Here is a 13,879-nt window from a genome sequence, read left to right as displayed (position 1 = left end):
GAGATTGATAAAATGGAGTTTATGTTTGATACTGCTAATATAAAAGATATTAAATATTTTAGCCAGTACTATCCAATTACAGGGGTTACTTCAAATCCCAGCATCATTAAATCTGTTGGGAAAATCGATTTCTTTAATCACTTTAAAGAAATCCGAAACATTATTGGCATAGATAAATCTCTTCACATACAAGTTATATCACAAAGCTATGAAGGCATTATGGAAGAAGCTGAAGCTATTTTAAGTAATATTGATGAAAATGTATTTATTAAAGTACCAGTAACCGAAAATGGACTAAAGGCAATTCGCACCTTAAAGGCAAGAAATATTTCAGTTACTGCAACAACAATATATACAAAGATACAAGGATTACTTGCAATTGAAAGTGGAGCTGACTTTATCGCTCCTTATTTCAATAGAATGGAAAGTATGGATATAAATCCACGTGAAGTTATTTCAGCATTTGCTCAAATTATTGAAAAACATAATTATAAAACAAGAATACTTGCTGCAAGTTTTAAAAATATAAGCCAGGTATGTACTGCATTTGAGTGTGGAGCACATTCGGTAACACTTCAACCATCTCTTCTTAATGATGCTTTAAATATGCCTGCTATTAAAAAGGCAATTGATAATTTTAATGATGATTGGGAGAGTATATTTGGAAAAGGCGTAACAATTTCAAACTTGAAGTAGAAATTGTTTTCAAAAATATAATTTTAAACAGCTATAAAGTTTAAGTAGTTTGAAGAGAATTTAAGACATAATAAAAACCTCCTTCTTGTTTGAATATTTAATTCTTATCAAGAAGGAGGTTTGTTTAATGGGGGTTTAGTTGAACTAATAAAAATTATTTAAGGTTTTTAGTTATATACCAGCTATTTTCTTTATTTCACTCTTTATGTTGTCTGATTTTGGTCCGAATATTGCCTGGATGCCATCGCCAACCTCAACTACACCTGCAGCACCAAGCTGCTTTAATCTATCTTTGTTTACTTTTTTATTGTCAACTACGTTTACTCTAAGCCTTGTAATACAAGCATCAAGGTACTTAATGTTTTCCTTTCCCCCAAGTGCTTCAAGTATATTTGCTGCGAGTTCAGAATTTGTAGTTGATGTTGCAGCTGTTTCAGCTTCATCATCTTCTCTACCAGGAGTTTTTAGGTTGAATGTTCTAATAGCAAATCTAAAACCAAAGTAATAGATTACTGAGAATGCTAAACCTACTACAATTACAAGCCACCAAGCTGTTCTGTTTGGTATTACACCAAATAGTATAAAGTCAATTAAACCACCAGAGAATGTCATACCTATCTTAACGTTTAGTATGTGCATTAACATAAATGAAAGTCCTGCAAATAAACAGTGTACAGCATAAAGTGCTGGTGCTACAAATAAGAATGTGAATTCAATTGGCTCTGTTATACCTGTTAAGAAGGATGTTAGTGCTGCTGATGCCATAATACCAGCAACAATCTTTTTCTTTTCTGGCTTTGCTTCATGGTACATAGCAAGAGCTGCTGCTGGAAGACCAAACATCATGAATGGGAACTTACCAGTCATGAATGTACCAGCTGTAAATTTAACTCCGTCCTTAAGCTGAGCCATAAATATTGCCTGATCTCCACGAATAAGTTCTCCGGCTTTATTTGTGTATTCACCAAACTGATACCAGAATGGATTATAGAAAATATGATGTAATCCAAATGGAATAAGTGCTCTTTCAATAACACCAAATATAAATGCAGCTATAGTTTTATTTGCATCAATCATTGAGCTTGAGAAAGCATTTAATCCATGCTGTATTGGAGGCCATACAACGACCATCACTAAACCTAATACTATTGATGTAGCTGCTGTAATAATTGGAACGAATCTTTTGCCTGCAAAGAATCCTAAGAATTGAGGTAATTCTATCTTATAGTATTTTTCATATAATACGTAAGCTATAAGACCTACAATGATACCACCAAATACACCTGTTTGAAGAGTTGGAATTCCTAAAACATTTGCATAAGCAGGATTTTTTCCAACTAATGAGGAAGTAACTCCTCCTACTATTCCCATTGTAACATTCATTATTAAGAAACCTACTATTGCTGCAAGTCCTGCAACGCCTTCACCACCTGAAAGACCTACTGCAACACCAACTGCGAAAAGTAATGGAAGATTACCGAAAATTATATCTCCAGACTTTTCCATAACCTTAGCTACTATTTGTACACCTGCTGCTCCAAACATAGGTGCCTTTTCTAAGAATGCTTGATTTTGAAACATGTTACCAAAGGCTAATAAAATACCTGCAGCAGGAAGTAGTGCAACGGGTAGCATTAATGCTTTACCAACTTTTTGTAGTACTCCAAATGCTTTTTTTGCTGACATGATTTTTTCCTCCTTTTATTTTTTAAAATTAAAAAGGCATGAGCAAAAATATAATAAATTAGACTAATGTCTAATTTATATACTTTTACTCATGCCTGATCGAATCAGTAACACGTAAAAGCCATATCTATTTGATGAGTTTATTTTATCATTTTGTTAGTAAATATGCAATAGTTTTTTTATAGCAAATTTTCTAAAAAAAGTGGCAGTTATTGATAACTAATTAAAATTATCAATTGTTATATATTTAGAGTAATTTATGGTAGAAATAAGATATTTGTTTAGATTTTAATATCTTTATATGATATTATTATATATAATCTCATCTTTGACAGTTGCGAGAAGCAAAAAGCCTGTAGAACCATTGAATATCAAGGGCTCTCAGACTTTTATACTTTTCAAAAAAGTGAACAATGTTTTTTATTTTTTCGTGTCTTTAAAAATTTTCTTCATTTGTTTCATATTAATTATTTGATAATCCGTTCTAAAGCCAAATTTGTCATGTAAATCATCTGTAAAATCAGTCCTTGTATATATTGGAATATAGCCCTCATTCTTAATCTCATAAAAATTCATTTCTCTAAGTCCTGATATAATATCGCTACACGTATATTTTTCTGAAAGCTTTTTTTCTAATAGCCTATATATCATCAGGGAAATGAAACAAGTTGTAAAATGCGCTTTTATTCTATCATCTCTTCTTAAATATACTGGTCTTGCCTTAAACTCTGATTTCATAATACGGAAGGACTCTTCTATTTCCCAACGCCTTCTATTAATTTTTATAATTGCGGCAGCATCATCACTTATATTTGTACATACTGCGTAAAAACCATCATACATTGCCTCTTGTGCTATTAAATCAGCATTAATGCTGTATAATTCTTTTTCAGCTACTTCACCGTCAGGTGTGCAGTGAGTCTTTGAAATAAAGCGTTTGTAATCATTAGCATTACATTTCTTCAATTTTGTAGGATTGGTATCAATAACCTCTTGAGCTCTCTCTATTTGGTTACCTCTTATAGTTCTTTGATAGTTTCTATATTTCAAGGAAAATGTTACAATAAGTTTTTGTTCAAGCCCGTCTTCTTTTATCCAGCGTTCCTTATAAAAAATTTTATTAATATCTGTTTCTTCGTCAATTTCGTTTAAATTATATACTTTGTCTGAATCGCTAAGATGCCATCCTTTGGGGTCTAACGCCCATTCTTTTAAATGTGATTTTAATTTTTTAATAGATTGTGTAGTAATAAAAGCTCGATTTTGTATATTATTAAATTTTCTGTTTGCTGTAGATGCAAGCCCTGCATCTGTACAAATGATAAATTTTGAAAGCCCAAATTCGGATATAATTTTTTGCTCTAAAGGTTTTAAAGTTACTTGTTCATTAGTATTACCTTTGTTTATACAAAATGCAAGGGGGATGCCGTCTCCATCCATGAAAAGTCCCATTTGAACAATTGGATTGGGTCTATGTTCCTTCGATACTCCATACTGTTTTAATCCTTCTTCCTGTTCAATTTCAAAGAAATAGTTGGTGCAGTCATAATAGAGAACTCCTTTATTACGATTGCAAACTTTAAGACTGTTCTTGTATAATTCTGACTGAATAAAATCTGTTTCTTGTGAAATCACTTCTAAAGCTCTATAAATATGCTGAAGCTCAAAATCAGGCTGCTCAATAAATTTTTTTGATAGTTCGTATGTAGCAAGCTTAGATGATGGATAAATAATTCTTGCATAAATTAATCTTGATAGTATTGAATTTAGATTAAAATTAAATTTATGTTTATCCGAAATATTTTTACAGATATTTTGCAGCCCAAGCTCGTTATATATTTTTTGTAAAAACAAGTAACTACCATTAAAAGTATGCTGTTCGTCCTTGTTAATTTGTTTAACAGGCGAGTATTTTACTAATATTTCTCTTTTCTCTTCTTTTTCTTTTCTATTTAACTCTTCAACGTACCTCTTCCCCCATTCTATAGGGTCTTGTCCGTTTAGTTTTTTTAAAAGTTCATCATAAGTGCCAAGCTTCTCAACTACTTTTGATGTACGCTTGCCTTTTTCATAAACAGATTTAACTACATATAAGGATGCTGCATTTTTTGATTTAACAATTTGTAATCTCATTTTTTCACATCTCTTCATATATTTATATCTATATTATAACACATTGTTACACATTGTGCACTATAAAAATTTAAAATTTGACAAAAAAATAAGCCTATATCAAGGCTTTAAGGCACTTTTTTTGTCTTGCAACTGTCAAAGACCCGAGTGGAAGTTATTGATAACTAATTAAAATTATCAATTGTTATATATTTAGAGTAATTTATGGTAGAAATAAGATATTTGTTTAGATTTTAATATCTTTATATGATATTATTATATATAATTAATTTTAAATTGGAGGTTTGCCTTTTGATTAAGTTAGTTTTATTTGATTTTGATGGAACACTTGTTAATACTAATAGGTTAATTATTGAATCTTTTAAATATACCTATAAAAGACATTTAAATTTAGACGTTACTGAGGAGGAGATAACAAGGTATTTTGGTGAGCCTTTAATTACAACTTTATCAAGATATGACAGTCAAAAAGCTCATGATATGTTTAATACCTATATAGAATTTAATGAGTCAAAGCATGATTCAATGGTAAGAGCCTTTGAAGGAGCAGATGAAGTTTTAAAAATTCTAAAATCCCTTAATATTAAAGTGGGGATTGTAACTTCTAAAAGGAAGGTTATGGCTGAAAGAGGGCTTAAAGTTACAAACATTAAACAGCCCCTTGATGTATTTATAACCCTAGAAGATACAAATAAGCATAAGCCAGACGGGGAACCCGTTAAAAAGGCCTGTGAAATTTTAAATATAAGCCCCTCAGAAGCAATTTATGTTGGAGATACTTCCTTTGATGTACTATGTGGCAAAAATGCAGGAACTTTAACTTGTGTTGTGGAGTATACCTCACTTCCTTTACAGGAACTTTTAAAATACAATCCAGATTATAGAGTAAAAAGCCTTTTAGATATTGTTGATATTGTAGAAGAATGCAATAAAGATGCAGTATAAAAACATATATATAAAAATTTAAAGCCATAATATTTCAAGGAACAAAAAATTCTATGAAGTATTATGGCTTTTATTGTGTGCATAATATCAAAAGATATGTTATAAAAGTAATGTACGTAATATAACGAAATATAAAAAGAAAATTGTGCATTATAATATCTTAAAATATGAACATTATTATAAAATATATAAAAATATATTGACTGTGATTTAAGGTGATGATAATATAATTTCATAAATATACATCTTAGATTTAGTTGATTTTTAGTAAAATTATTTAAATCTTTTAACTGTTTTTTTCTATTAGTTTTAAGAAGGATGAGTTTAGATATTAAAATCCATATCTTTTTACAATAAAATGAAAGGAAGGATAGTTTTTATGAAGGTTGCTATCATCTTTGGCAGCAAATCTGATAAGGACGTTATGAAGGGGGCTGCTGAGGCTTTAAAAGAATTCAATATTGAATATAAGGCTTTAATTCTTTCTGCTCATAGGGTTCCTGAGAAACTTCTTGAAACACTTAAAAAGCTTGAAGAAGAAGGTTTTGAATGCATAATTGCAGGGGCTGGACTTGCTGCTCATCTTCCAGGGGTTATAGCCTCCCACACAATACTTCCAGTTATCGGTGTTCCAATAAACGCATCTTTAAATGGTCTTGACTCTCTTTTCTCAATCGTTCAGATGCCAAAATCAATTCCTGTTGCAACTGTTGGTATAAATAACAGCTATAATGCAGGCATGCTTGCAGTAGAGATACTTTCTTTAAAATACCCAGATTTAAAAGAAAAACTTAAATTATATAGGCAGAATATGAAAGAAAAGTTTATAAAAGAAAATGAAGAAGGGGTGCAGTTATGATGGAAAAAAGAGAATTAATGTATGAAGGAAAAGCAAAAAAGGTTTATAAGACTGATAATGATGACTATGTAGTTATATACTATAAGGATTCAGCAACAGCTTTTAATGGTGAGAAAAAGGGAGAGATTGAAGATAAAGGTGTTTTAAACAACAATATAACATCAGTATTATTTGAGCTTATGGAGAAAAACGGAATAAGAACTCATTTTGTTAAAAAGCTAAATGATAGAGAGCAGCTTTGTAGAAAGGTTGAGATTGTTCCGATTGAGGTTATAGTTAGGAATTTAGCCGCAGGAAGCATGGCTAAGAGGCTTGGACTTAATGAAGGTTATGAGCTTAAAACAACAGTATTTGAAATATGCTATAAAAATGATGACCTTGGGGATCCACTTATAAATGACACTCATGCTGTTGCAATAGGGCTTACGGACTTTGAAGAACTTAAAAAAATATATGATATGGCTAAAAAGGTAAATGATATTTTAAAAGAATTTTTCCATGAGCTTGGAATAAAACTTGTAGATTTTAAGCTTGAATTTGGAAGGCATAATGGTGATATAATACTTGCTGATGAGATATCACCAGATACATGCAGATTCTGGGATGCAAAGACAAACGAAAAGCTTGATAAGGACAGATTTAGAAGGGATCTTGGAAATGTAAAGGAAGCCTATATGGAAATATTAAATAGAATAAATAAAATATAATACTTTAATTTTGCTCAAGGGGCTTTTGTCTAAGGAGGAAACTATGATTATAGATAAATTTAAAGAAGAGTGTGGAGTATTTGGAATATTTTCAAAGGAAAAAACAGATGTTGCAGCAATAACATACTATGGTCTTTATGCTCTTCAGCATAGGGGACAAGAAAGTTCAGGAATAGTTATATCTGATGGTAAAAAACTCACCTGTCACAAGGATATGGGACTTGTAAGCGAAGTTTTTAAAAATGATGTTTTTAGGGGAATGGAAGGCTTTTTGGCAATAGGCCATGTTAGGTATTCAACTACAGGTTCAAGCGAAGTAAGCAATGCCCAGCCAATTCTTGGGCAATATAAGCTTGGTTCTATTGCAATAGCCCATAATGGAAACCTTGTTAATGCTGGTGTTGTAAGGGAGCTTTTAGAGGATGGAGGAGTAATATTTCAGACATCAATTGATTCAGAGGTTGTTTTAAACCTTATAGCAAGGGGAGCTAAAAAAGGAATAGAAAAGGCAGTAGTTGATGCAATACAGGCAGTAAAAGGCTCCTATGCAATAGTTATTTTAACAGAGGATAAACTAATCGGAGTTAGAGATCCTAATGGTATAAGGCCTCTTTGTATAGGAAAGATTGATGAAGCTTATATTCTATGTTCCGAAAGCTGTGCAATAGATGCTGTAGGTGGGGAGTTTATAAGAGATGTAAGACCTGGAGAGGTAGTTATTATAGATTCAAATGGATTAAAATCATTTAATTTTGTAGAAAAGACAAAATGTGAAACCTGTGCCTTTGAGTTTATATATTTTGCAAGACCTGACAGTACCATTGATGGGATAAATGTTTATACATCAAGGGTTAGGGCAGGAGAGATATTATATAACCAGTGTCCCGCTGATGCCGATATGGTAATAGGAGTTCCAGATTCAGGTGTTGCAGCGGCTATAGGCTATGCAAAAGCATCAAATATACCTTATGGAATAGGGCTTATTAAGAATAAGTATGTTGGGAGGACTTTTATATCTCCAAATCAGCAGGTTAGAGAAAAGGCAGTATCATTAAAGCTAAATGCCTTAAAGGTTAATGTTGAAGGTAAGAGGATTGTTCTTATTGATGATTCAATAGTAAGAGGAACTACCTCAAGAAAACTTGTAGAAATTTTAAGAAAAGCTGGTGCAAAGGAGATACATTTTAGGGTTGCATCTCCTATTGTTAAATACCCATGCTATTTTGGGATTGATACCCCACATAGAAAAGAGCTAATAGGTTCTACAGCTGAACTTGATGCTATTAAAGAGGAAATCGGAGCTGATAGCCTTGGATATTTAAGTATAGATGGGCTTTTGTCAGCCCTTGGCAATAAGAACTTTTGCCTTGGATGTTTTAATGGGATATATCCAATATCTGCACCTATAGAAGCTGATAAGCTTCATCTTGAAAGGGGATAATGAAATGATAACTTATGAACAGTCTGGAGTTAATATAAAAGAGGGCTATAGAGCAGTTAGTTATTATAAAGAATATGCAGAAAATACGTTTATTCCAGGAGTTATAAACAATATAGGAAGCTTTGCAGGAATGTTTGAACTTAAAGGGTATAAAAATCCTGTACTTGTATCAGGAACCGATGGAGTTGGGACAAAACTTGATATAGCTTTTAGAATGAGAAAATATGATACGGTTGGGATTGACTGTGTTGCAATGTGCGTTAATGATATATTATGTCATGGGGCAGCTCCACTGTTTTTCCTTGATTATATTGCTTGTGGAAAGCTTGATGCAAATGTTGCAGCAGAAATTGTAAAAGGAGTGTCAAAGGGTTGTATTGAGGCAGGTTGTGCCCTAATTGGAGGAGAAACTGCAGAGATGCCTGGATTTTATAGGGATGGAGAATACGATATAGCAGGTTTTGCCGTTGGAGTAGTTGAAAAGGATAAGATAATTGATGGAAGAAATATTAAAGATGGAGATGTGCTAATTGGCATAGAATCCTCAGGAATTCACAGTAATGGATATTCCCTTGTTAGGAAACTTATAACTGACCTTGAAATGGATTTTAATGGACAAAAAATAGGAGAGGTACTTTTAACACCAACAAAAATATATGTTAAAAATGTTTTAAAGCTTCTTAAAAATTTTGAGATAAAAGGAATGGCACATATAACAGGCGGAGGGTTTATTGAAAACATCCCAAGGATGTTTAAAGACGATTTTACGGCCGTTATTGAAAAAAGTAGAATAAAAGTGCATGATATATTTAAATATATAATGTCCCTTGGAGTTGATGAAATGCATATGTACAATACATTTAATATGGGAGTGGGATTTGTACTTTGTGTTGATAAAAGGTATGAGGAGGATATAATAGCATACTTAAAGAAGATGGGAGAGAATGCCTACACCATAGGACATGTTGAATCCGGGGGTGGAAGGATTTGTTTAAAATAGCAGTTTTAATATCAGGTTCTGGAAGCAATCTTCAAGCACTAATAGACGCAGTAAATTATAAGAAACTTAACTGCAGTATTGAATGTGTTATAAGCGATAGAAGTGGTGCATTTGGAATTAAAAGGGCACAGGAGAACAACATAAAAACTTATGTCTTGGATAAAGAGGAATATAAGGAAAGACTTTCTGATGAGATATTAAAAATAATTGATGGTAAAGTAGATTTAATTGTACTTGCAGGATTTTTATCTATTTTAAAAGGTGAACTTTTGAAAAAGTTTAAAAATAAAATAATAAACATTCACCCTTCTTTAATTCCAAGCTTTTGTGGTTCAAAAATGTACGGAATCAAAGTTCATGAGGCTGCTCTTGAATATGGAGTTAAAATTTCTGGCTGCACAGTTCATTTTGTAGATGAGGGTACGGATACAGGGCCAATTATACTTCAAAGGGCTGTTTGTGTTTATGAAAATGATACTCCAAAATCCCTTCAAGAAAGGATTTTAAAAGAAGAACATCGTGCTATTGTTGATGCTGTAGATTTAATTTCAAAGGGACTTTTAAGGATAGATAATAGAAAAGTATGGGTAGGTGAAAGTAATGATTAAAAGAGCATTAATAAGCGTTTATAAAAAAGATAAAATACTTGAGATGGCAAGCTTTTTAAACTCAATTGGTGTTGAGATAATTTCAACGGGTGGGACCTATAAATATCTTAAAGATAACAACATACCAGTAGTTGAGGTATCAGAGGTTACAGGTTTTGAAGAGATACTTGACGGCAGAGTTAAAACCCTTCATCCTATGATTCATGGAGGAATACTTGCAATAAGGGATAATGTTGAGCATATTAAAACTATTGAAAATAAGGGAATAAAGCCAATTGATATGGTAATAGTAAATCTTTATCCCTTCTTTGAAAAGGTTGGGGATGTGATATCCTTTGATGAAAAGATTGAGTTTATAGATATAGGAGGCCCAACTATGATAAGGGCTGCAGCTAAAAACTTTAAGGATGTTATAGTTTTAACCGATACGAATGACTATGATAATGTAATAAATCAGATAAAAGAAAATGGAGATGTTGACTATAATACAAGAAAATATCTTGCAGGGAAAGTTTTTAATCTTATGTCAGCCTATGATGGAGCTATAGCAAACTTTCTTTTAGAGGATACCATGTCTGATTATTTATCCCTCTCTTATAAAAAGGTAATGGATTTAAGATATGGTGAAAACCCTCATCAAAGTGCTGCCTATTATGTTTCAACAACTAATAAAGGTGCTATGAAGGACTTTGAAAAGCTAAATGGGAAGGAACTATCATACAACAACATAAAGGATATGGATGTTGCTTGGAAGGTTGTTAATGAGTTTGATGAAATATGCTGTTGTGCAGTAAAGCATAATACTCCCTGCGGAGTTGCAGTAGCTGAAAGTGTACTTGAAGCATATAAAAAGACTTATGAGTGCGATAACGTTTCAATATTCGGAGGGATAGTAGCTTTTAATAGAAAGGTTGATGTTGATACTGCAAAGGAGCTTGTAAAGATATTCCTTGAAATAGTTATTGCTCCTGATTATGAGGAAGAGGCTCTTAAGATACTATCATCAAAAAAGAATTTAAGGGTTATAAAATGCACAATAAAGCCAGAGCAAAAATTAGAATTGTGTTCTGTTGATGGAGGAATTTTAGTTCAAGGTTCTGATAATAAACTTATAGAGAATATAAATTGTGTAACTGAAGTTAAGCCTGATGAAAAATATATGGATGATATGATATTTGGAATGAAGGTTGTAAAATATGTAAAATCTAATGCTATAGTAGTTGTTAAAGATGGTATGGCAAAGGGTATTGCAGGAGGGCAGGTAAATAGGATTTGGGCAGCAAAACAGGCTCTAGAGAGAGCAAAAGATGGAGTAGTTTTAGCCTCTGATGCATTCTTTCCCTTCAGCGATGTTGTAGAAGAAGCTGCAAAGTATGGAATTAAGGTTATAATTCAACCAGGTGGTTCTATAAACGATAAGGATTCTATTGAAGAGTGTAATAAGCATAAAATAGCTATGGTATTTACGGGTATAAGGCATTTTAAGCATTAGGGAGTGATTATATGAAGGTTCTTGTTGTTGGAGGTGGAGGAAGGGAGCATGCTATAGCCTATAAGGCAGCATTAAGTGAAAATGTTGAGAAAGTTTATTGTGCTGTAGGCAATGGCGGTACTGCCCTTGAAAATAAATGTATAAATGTTGAATTGACTAAGATTGATGAAATATGCGATTTTGCAGAAAAAGAGAAAATAGATATAACCATAGTTGGACCTGAAGCCTATCTTGAGGCAGGAATAGTTGATGAGTTTAAAAAAAGAGGCCTTAGGATTTTCGGACCTTCAAAGGAAGCTGCAAGGCTTGAAACAAGCAAAGCTTATGCTAAATATTTTATGAATAAGTACGGAATTAAGACTGCAAAGTGTGAAGTATTTGATGATTACGATAGTGCTTTGGATTATGCAAAAAATAGCACATACCCAATAGTTATAAAGGCAGATGGGCTTGCAGCGGGTAAAGGTGTTGTAATATGCAGAAATTTCAATGAAGCACAAAAAACACTTAAAGAATTTATGATAGAAGATATATTAAAGGGTTCTGGTAAAAAGGTTATAATTGAAGAATACTTAGAAGGTGTTGAGGCTACTATTTTATCTATAACTGATGGAAATGTTATAATACCTTTCATATCCTCAAAGGATCATAAAACTATTTATGAAGGAAATATTGGACCTAATACAGGAGGAATGGGGGTTATTGCTCCAAACCCTTATTGCAGCAAAGAGGTTTTAGAGGACTTTGAAAGTAATATATTAAATCCGACACTTTTAGGAATACAAAATGAGAAATTAGATTACTGTGGGATAATATACTTTGGAATAATGATAACTAAAAAAGGAGTTTACCTTCTTGAGTATAATGTTAGAATGGGAGATCCTGAAACCCAGGCATTACTTCCTCTTTTAAAAACTGATTTTATTAAGCTAATAAACAGCAGTATAGATAAAAAATTAAAAGATGTTAAGATAGAATGGATTGATGGAGCTTCCTGCTGTATTGTTGCATCCTCAAAGGGTTATCCGGGTAAATATGAAACAGGTTATGAGATTAAAATAGAGGATAACATAAAAGGTAAAGTTTTTATAGCAGGGGCAACTTTTCTAAACGGGAAGCTCATAACAAGTGGAGGAAGGGTGCTATCTATAGTAGCCCTTGGGGAAGATATTGAAAAGGCAAGAAAAACTGCTTATGAAGAGATAAAAAAGATAGAATTTGATGGAATGTACTATAGAAAGGATATAGGGGCTTAGCCCCTATTTTTTGGTATTATACCTTTTGTTTGAAGTTTTTCAACAGAATCAAGGGAGGAATTTGGATTATCTGGTACTGCTGATATTTCGTATGTATCTAAAAGATCTATTCCTCCCTTTATCTTTTCTGGCCATAAAAGTGCATTGTTATAATGTTCGATTATTGGATAATCATTTTCGCTTTCCCTCATAGTTTCAATGTTACTATCGATACCTTTTTTGCTTCTTACCATCTTATCACCTCATTTGATTTTATTATTATAATATGTGATATTTTAATAATAATTATTTATTGTTATTTTGTGGAAATAATTAATGTGTGTTCAAAATTTTTAATCTTTTTTAAATAAGGATGTGATATAATAATTTTATAAATAATGCTTATAAAACAATTGCATATAATTTCTGCTTTAAAGATAGTAGTGGAATGGAGGATATTATGAAAACAGAGGAAATAGCTAAAATAATGCAGATATATATGATGCAAAGTGCTTATATAGGAAGCACTGATAGTAGTAATGATGTATCTGGAATGTTTTCTGTTATATTAAAAAATCTTCTTGATAAAATTAATAGTGAAGTGGTAGAAAATGAAAGTAAGAGCAGTTTAGGTGAAAGTGATAGTAATAATAAAAATATAAATAAAAATATTTTTGAAGCAATAAAACAGGCCTCTGAAAAATATAATGTAGAAGAGGATTTGATAAAAGCAGTAATAGATGTTGAATCCTCATTTAATCCTTTAGCTGTTTCAAGTTCAGGGGCGCAAGGTCTTATGCAACTTATGCCAAGTACGCAAAAGATGCTTGGAATTCAAAATCCATTTGATGTACTTGATAATATTGAAGGTGGAACAAGATATTTAAAAACTCTTCTTGATGCTTTTAGTGGTAATAAAGAACTTGCTCTTGCAGCATACAATGGAGGAATATGGAGAATGAAACGGCTTGGAGTTGATACTGTTGATGAAATAGATAAAATGCCAAAAGAAACTCAGGACTATGTAAGAAAGGTAATGAAGGAATACAAGAAATATTAAACATCCTAAAGGGGGAT

General features: G+C 32.1%; 13 protein-coding genes. 10 read left to right on the top strand and 3 right to left on the bottom strand.

The window, feature by feature from the left end:
* Positions 1-12: 12 nt before the first annotated feature.
* Positions 13-696, top strand: a complete 684-nt coding sequence (locus FDN13_RS04990) for a fructose-6-phosphate aldolase (RefSeq protein WP_138979186.1) — start codon at positions 13-15, stop codon at positions 694-696.
* A 171-nt stretch (positions 697-867) separates the two neighbouring features.
* Here the strand turns inward: FDN13_RS04990 and ptsG are convergent, their stop codons facing one another.
* Together ptsG and FDN13_RS04980 are read right to left on the bottom strand one after the other, a co-directional pair.
* Positions 868-2,382: a glucose-specific PTS transporter subunit IIBC gene (ptsG, locus tag FDN13_RS04985; RefSeq protein WP_138979185.1), complete on the bottom strand. Its 1,515-nt coding sequence runs from the start codon at positions 2,380-2,382 to the stop codon at positions 868-870.
* A gap of 420 nt (positions 2,383-2,802) precedes the next feature.
* Positions 2,803-4,515, bottom strand: a complete 1,713-nt coding sequence (locus FDN13_RS04980) for an IS1634 family transposase (protein ID WP_138979184.1) — start codon at positions 4,513-4,515, stop codon at positions 2,803-2,805.
* A gap of 291 nt (positions 4,516-4,806) precedes the next feature.
* Between FDN13_RS04980 and ppaX the strand changes: the two genes are divergently transcribed.
* The 8 genes from ppaX (at position 4,807) to purD (ending at position 12,823) form a co-directional block, all read left to right on the top strand.
* Positions 4,807-5,460 (top strand): pyrophosphatase PpaX, encoded by a 654-nt coding sequence (ppaX, locus tag FDN13_RS04975; RefSeq protein WP_138979183.1) that lies wholly within the window; start codon positions 4,807-4,809, stop codon positions 5,458-5,460.
* A gap of 379 nt (positions 5,461-5,839) precedes the next feature.
* A complete protein-coding gene (gene purE / locus FDN13_RS04970; protein ID WP_138981024.1) occupies positions 5,840-6,319 on the top strand; it encodes a 5-(carboxyamino)imidazole ribonucleotide mutase in 480 nt (159 codons plus the stop codon).
* The gene (gene purC, locus FDN13_RS04965; protein ID WP_138981023.1) at positions 6,319-7,026 is read left to right on the top strand and encodes a phosphoribosylaminoimidazolesuccinocarboxamide synthase; all 708 of its coding nucleotides are present in this window, start codon (positions 6,319-6,321) and stop codon (positions 7,024-7,026) included. The genes purE and purC overlap by 1 nt, the downstream gene beginning before the upstream one ends.
* Before the next feature lie 43 nt (positions 7,027-7,069).
* Positions 7,070-8,467, top strand: a complete 1,398-nt coding sequence (gene purF / locus FDN13_RS04960; protein ID WP_138979182.1) for an amidophosphoribosyltransferase — start codon at positions 7,070-7,072, stop codon at positions 8,465-8,467.
* A 4-nt stretch (positions 8,468-8,471) separates the two neighbouring features.
* Positions 8,472-9,467 carry a phosphoribosylformylglycinamidine cyclo-ligase gene (gene purM / locus FDN13_RS04955; protein ID WP_138979181.1) on the top strand — a complete coding sequence of 332 codons (996 nt, stop codon included), beginning with the start codon at positions 8,472-8,474 and terminating at the stop codon, positions 9,465-9,467.
* Positions 9,455-10,075 (top strand): phosphoribosylglycinamide formyltransferase, encoded by a 621-nt coding sequence (gene purN / locus FDN13_RS04950; protein WP_138979180.1) that lies wholly within the window; start codon positions 9,455-9,457, stop codon positions 10,073-10,075. Before purM ends, purN begins: the two co-directional genes overlap by 13 nt.
* Positions 10,068-11,567: a bifunctional phosphoribosylaminoimidazolecarboxamide formyltransferase/IMP cyclohydrolase gene (gene purH / locus FDN13_RS04945; protein WP_138979179.1), complete on the top strand. Its 1,500-nt coding sequence runs from the start codon at positions 10,068-10,070 to the stop codon at positions 11,565-11,567. Before purN ends, purH begins: the two co-directional genes overlap by 8 nt.
* Positions 11,568-11,578: 11 nt before the next feature.
* Positions 11,579-12,823, top strand: coding sequence for a phosphoribosylamine--glycine ligase (purD, locus tag FDN13_RS04940; RefSeq protein WP_138979178.1), 1,245 nt, complete (start codon positions 11,579-11,581; stop codon positions 12,821-12,823).
* Here the strand turns inward: purD and FDN13_RS04935 are convergent.
* Complete coding sequence (locus tag FDN13_RS04935; RefSeq protein WP_138979177.1) at positions 12,820-13,056, bottom strand: hypothetical protein; 237 nt, start codon at positions 13,054-13,056, stop codon at positions 12,820-12,822. The two genes, purD and FDN13_RS04935, sit on opposite strands and share 4 nt — an antisense overlap.
* 206 nt (positions 13,057-13,262) lie before the next feature.
* Here FDN13_RS04935 and FDN13_RS04930 point away from each other — a divergent pair, with 206 nt between their 5' ends.
* Positions 13,263-13,862: a lytic transglycosylase domain-containing protein gene (locus FDN13_RS04930; protein ID WP_168190076.1), complete on the top strand. Its 600-nt coding sequence runs from the start codon at positions 13,263-13,265 to the stop codon at positions 13,860-13,862.
* The last annotated feature ends 17 nt before the right edge of the window (positions 13,863-13,879 follow it).

The organism is Caloramator sp. E03, assembly GCF_006016075.1.
Taxonomy (GTDB): Bacteria; Bacillota; Clostridia; order Clostridiales; family Caloramatoraceae; genus Caloramator_B.
Note: the sequence above shows the minus strand (reverse complement) of the source record. Positions and strands in the feature narration are given on the sequence as shown.

What these genes read in the sequence shown, in the direction of transcription:
- FDN13_RS04990 (WP_138979186.1), top strand. Translation starts at nt 13, where the DNA reads ATGGAGTTTATGTTTGATACTGCTAATATAAAAGATATTAAATATTTT.
- ptsG (WP_138979185.1), bottom strand. Translation starts at nt 2,382, where the DNA reads ATGTCAGCAAAAAAAGCATTTGGAGTACTACAAAAAGTTGGTAAAGCA.
- FDN13_RS04980 (WP_138979184.1), bottom strand. Translation starts at nt 4,515, where the DNA reads ATGAGATTACAAATTGTTAAATCAAAAAATGCAGCATCCTTATATGTA.
- purE (WP_138981024.1), top strand. Translation starts at nt 5,840, where the DNA reads ATGAAGGTTGCTATCATCTTTGGCAGCAAATCTGATAAGGACGTTATG.
- purC (WP_138981023.1), top strand. Translation starts at nt 6,319, where the DNA reads ATGGAAAAAAGAGAATTAATGTATGAAGGAAAAGCAAAAAAGGTTTAT.
- purF (WP_138979182.1), top strand. Translation starts at nt 7,070, where the DNA reads ATGATTATAGATAAATTTAAAGAAGAGTGTGGAGTATTTGGAATATTT.
- purM (WP_138979181.1), top strand. Translation starts at nt 8,472, where the DNA reads ATGATAACTTATGAACAGTCTGGAGTTAATATAAAAGAGGGCTATAGA.
- purH (WP_138979179.1), top strand. Translation starts at nt 10,068, where the DNA reads ATGATTAAAAGAGCATTAATAAGCGTTTATAAAAAAGATAAAATACTT.
- purD (WP_138979178.1), top strand. Translation starts at nt 11,579, where the DNA reads ATGAAGGTTCTTGTTGTTGGAGGTGGAGGAAGGGAGCATGCTATAGCC.
- FDN13_RS04935 (WP_138979177.1), bottom strand. Translation starts at nt 13,056, where the DNA reads ATGGTAAGAAGCAAAAAAGGTATCGATAGTAACATTGAAACTATGAGG.
- FDN13_RS04930 (WP_168190076.1), top strand. Translation starts at nt 13,263, where the DNA reads ATGAAAACAGAGGAAATAGCTAAAATAATGCAGATATATATGATGCAA.